Origin of the sequence: Photobacterium marinum, from assembly GCF_000331515.1 — a bacterium.
Classification (GTDB): domain Bacteria; phylum Pseudomonadota; class Gammaproteobacteria; order Enterobacterales; family Vibrionaceae; genus Photobacterium; species Photobacterium marinum.
In genome coordinates this window covers 1-4,093 of record NZ_AMZO01000078.1, presented here as the reverse complement: position 1 = coordinate 4,093, position 4,093 = coordinate 1, and the positions used below count along the sequence as shown (strand labels likewise).

3 protein-coding genes are annotated in these 4,093 nt (G+C 47.6%); 2 read left to right on the top strand and 1 reads right to left on the bottom strand.

Translation table 11 applies throughout. From position 1 onward, the window contains the following. Window positions 1-310: 310 nt before the first annotated feature. Window positions 311-1,507, top strand: coding sequence for an RtcB family protein (locus C942_RS24210; protein WP_007471628.1), 1,197 nt, complete (start codon window positions 311-313; stop codon window positions 1,505-1,507). Window positions 1,508-1,546: 39 nt separating this feature from the next. Here C942_RS24210 and C942_RS24205 read toward each other — a convergent pair whose 3' ends face one another. Continuing rightward, entirely contained in the window at window positions 1,547-2,434 is an 888-nt protein-coding gene (locus C942_RS24205) for a LysR family transcriptional regulator (RefSeq protein WP_007471626.1), read from the bottom strand. Window positions 2,435-2,613: 179 nt separating this feature from the next. Here C942_RS24205 and C942_RS24200 point away from each other — a divergent pair, with 179 nt between their 5' ends. Beyond that, on the top strand, window positions 2,614-3,870 hold the full coding sequence (locus C942_RS24200) for an adenylosuccinate synthase (protein WP_007471624.1): 1,257 nt from the start codon (window positions 2,614-2,616) through the stop codon (window positions 3,868-3,870). Window positions 3,871-4,093 lie beyond the last annotated feature (223 nt).

The window sequence follows — 4,093 nt, the reverse complement described above, 5'->3', positions numbered from 1 at the left end:
AAAGACAGGGGCTTTTTCGTATATGTTTCCGTTTCCGAGAGTCCTACGGTCTCTTGGGCGCGGCACTGGCCGCGCGTTGAGCCTCATCCGCTCCGCCACTACATTGAAGGCTTAGACTAGACGTTCCCGACGAAAGACTAGGCCTTTTTTGTATGCGCAGAATTTGTGTTCGCCCTTCGGACGAATGAGTTCTCGAAGAGTCCCGCAGGGAGGCGTGCCCGTCGTGCCCCCCCAGTGGAGCGCCAGCCCAGACGCTTCGCCAACAGCTATACTTAGTCGTTAGCCGCAACAAAAAACGCGGAGGCAGTTTGTGCCTGTTCTAACCGAGTATCCTCAAACTAAGCAGCAGCCACATCCGGTAAAAGTCTGGACTGATGAAATTGATGAGCAAACCGCGGAGCAGCTCAGGCGTACTGCTTCATTGCCTTTTATCTTTCATCATGTCGCTGGCATGCCGGATGTTCACCTAGGAAAAGGAGCAACAATTGGCAGTGTTATTGCGACGGTGAAAGCGATTATTCCGGCGGCGGTAGGCGTTGATATCGGCTGTGGAATCAATGCGGTGCGTTTGTCACTTAATGCTTCTCAGTTGCCCGATAACTTAAGAGAGATCCGCCATGCCATTGAGGATGTGATCCCTTTAGGACCTGGTCAGGAACACAGCGTTGCTAAAATAAATAGAAACTCACCATTAGCGAAAGGGTTAGAGAAGATCTATCATGTCAACCCCGGCCTGAAAAAAATGGTTAAGCCAGACCGCTGGGCATACCAAGCGGGAACTTTGGGAGGCGGAAATCACTTTTTTGAGCTTTGTCTGGATGAGGCTGATAACTTATGGGTGATGCTGCATTCCGGAAGCCGTGGTATTGGAAATGCGATTGGGCGCTATTTTATTTCTCAGGCCAAGCAGGATATGGAGCGGCACAACATTCATCTTCCGGATAAGGATTTGGCTTACTTTGAGGAAGGCTCGAAAAACTACCATGGTTACATCCAAGGCGTCGAGTGGGCACAGGAGTATGCCCGCATCAATCGTGAGTTGATGATGAAGGCTGCTCTTGAGGTATTAGTGAACTATTTACCTCAGTTTGAAATAACTCAGGAAGCGATTAATTGTCATCACAATTACATTGAGCGAGAGATGCACTTTGGTCAGGAAGTCTGGCTCACCCGCAAAGGTGCAATCCGGGCGATGAAGGGGGATTTAGGCGTGATCCCCGGCAGTATGGGGGCGAGTTCTTTCATTGTTCGTGGGCTTGGAAATCCGGAGTCGTTCTTTAGCTGCAGTCATGGTGCCGGACGAAGATTGTCCCGTACTCAGGCTAAAAAGCAATACACAGTCAAAGATTTGATTGCTCAGACAGTCGGGGTAGAGTGCCGTAAGGATAAAGGTGTGCTGGATGAGCTACCTAAAGCGTATAAGGACATCGATAAGGTAATGGAAAACCAGATCGATCTTGTTGATATTGTCCATACATTACGGCAAATCGTGAATATTAAGGGTTGATCTCCACCATTCAGACTTTCTTGTTTTAATTTTCTCAGGCTAATTAACATGAGGTGAGCGGATAATTTCTTCATCAACCCAATGTAGTAGCTGTTTGATTGCTCTTGATAACACCTGGTTTTGCCGCACGATATAACCCAAGCTGGCAGTCGGAAATTCCGGTAACGGGGTAATTGCGGTTTGCAGGTTTAGTTTTGGGTGAAGAGAAAAGTCAGGGACAATAGCGACCCCGAACCCTGCTTCAGCCCAGTCAATTTGGGCATCAACACTGCCTACTTCCATAATTCTGTATTTGGGTAATTTCAGTTCCGGTAGAGCTGAATCGATTAGATCTCGGGTTCGGGTATCGTGACCTAGCAGGATCAGGGTCGGCTCTTCATTACTTTCATCAGCAGTGCCTTGTTGCCATTCTTTCAGCCCGTCGCCAAGAGCACACCATTTCACCTGTTTTAGCTCAGTAAAGTGCAGGGGCTGACTTTCTTTTTGCGCCATAACGAAACCGAGATCGGCTTTTGCACTTTTAACAAGCTCTGCCGCCTGTGAAGAGGTGGTATTTAGCAGCGACAAGTCAATGCCGGGAAACTCTGTCTTAAATGACTGGAATGGGCTGATCAACAGCCACCTTGAAATAATATCGCTGGCGGCGATTGTTAATGTTCCCTGGCAAAGATCATTGATGGCATTGAGGTCTGCTTGGCAGACCTGTAACTCCATCAGGGTGTTTTTAGCACTTTGCAGTAATCGTTCACCCGCCTGAGTCAGCCGAAAGGGATTGCGTTCAATAAGCTTTACCCGTGTAGCTTGTTCCAGCTGCTTTATATGTAGGCTGACATTCGGTTGGGTCATATGAAGCTCATTGGCTGTTTTGCCAAAATGTTCAAGCCGGGCAAGGGTGACAAAGGTATTAAGCCAGTGGATATCGAGCATGGCAGTCCTTTTAGTAAGTCGCTGATTACAGGAAAAGAGGGAATACTGTCTCGCGTCATTCTACGCTTTTGGCAAAATAATCCTATATGAGATTCTTATCAACCCTATAATGATTATTAATTTTTCTTATTCGCTGGCCGGGCATAGTATATGGGCATTGCTTTTAAGGAGATTAAATCATGTCGTCTATCGTTGTTGTTGGTGCAAACTGGGGTGATGAAGGTAAAGGCCGTATTGTGGACTATCTGGCAGATAGCGCGTCGGCAAGTATTCGTTTTCAGGGCGGTAACAATGCCGGTCACACCGTAGTTAATGATTTCGGTACTTTTAAACTGCATCAGCTTCCAAGCGGCGTATTTAATCCAGATTGTATTGCGGTGCTAGGCCCTGGCATGGTGATCAGCCCGGCTCCATTGTCTGAAGAAATTGCTGAAGTTAAAGCCGCTGGCGTTGACGTTAAACTGCGAATTTCAGACCGCGCGACACTTTGTCTTCCACTCCACGCTATTGAAGACACCCTTGAAGAAGAGCGCTTAGGCGATGGTGCTTACGGTTCGACACGTCAGGGCATTGCACCTGCATACGGCGACCGCGTAATGAAAAAAGGTATTCTGGTTGGTTGGTTGAAACAACCTGAAGTATTGCGCGAACGTATTCAGTTCATGATGGACTGGAAACTGCCTCAGCTTAAAGCGCTTTATCCATCATTTGAATTTACTCAAACTGCTGAAGAGATGACTCAGTGGCTGCTGGAGGTATCAGAACCATGGCGTGATGCTATCTGCAATGTGGGTGAGCCGCTAAAAGCGCTTCAGGCAAAAGATGAAAACCTACTGTTTGAAGCTCAGTTGGGTGCAGGCCGTGACTTGGTTTATGGTGAATATCCATGGACAACATCGTCTAACGTAACGGCTGCTTATGCTGGTTTGGGTAGTGGCTTGCCGGCTCTGCGTCCTGAGCGTGTTATTGCGGTAGCTAAATCTTTCAGCTCATCAGTGGGCACAGGTACATTGATTACTGCAATGGAAGAGCAGGACAGCTTCCGTGAAGCTGCGAACGAATACGGCGCAGTAACAGGTCGTCCGCGTGATATGGGCTACTTCGATGCGATTGCGACACGTAACGGTGTTGAGCTGCAGGCTGCAACTGAAGTAGCGCTGACTAAATTAGATTGCCTGAGCGGTATGAAAGATCTGAAGATCTGTGTTAGCTACGACGGCGAGCACAGCGAAAACCCAATTTGGCCACAAACGGCTGAACTGGCACCTGTTTACGAGCAGATGGAAGGCTGGGACGAAGATATTACTGGCTGTCGTACTTTTGAAAGCCTGCCTGTAGCAGCGCAGAAGTACGTACAGCGTATTGAAGAACTCATGGGTGTACCGGTGAAAATGATTTCGGTAGGCCCTGAGCGTGAGCAAATGATTTTACGTTAATTGCTCACAAAACCCAGGGAAGCAATCAGGCTGGCCAGCAATGGTCAGCCTGTTTGTCTATTTATAACCCGGTAAAAATGGCTACCAGAGCAATATTTTGGTCGAAAGCATACTTAGTTAAAGAAAAAAACCAAAAATGGTTGTATATTGAGCGGTTGAGTGAATTAAGTATTTACATCATCAGAAACGCTGAGTAATATACACCGCACTTACGGAGAGATGG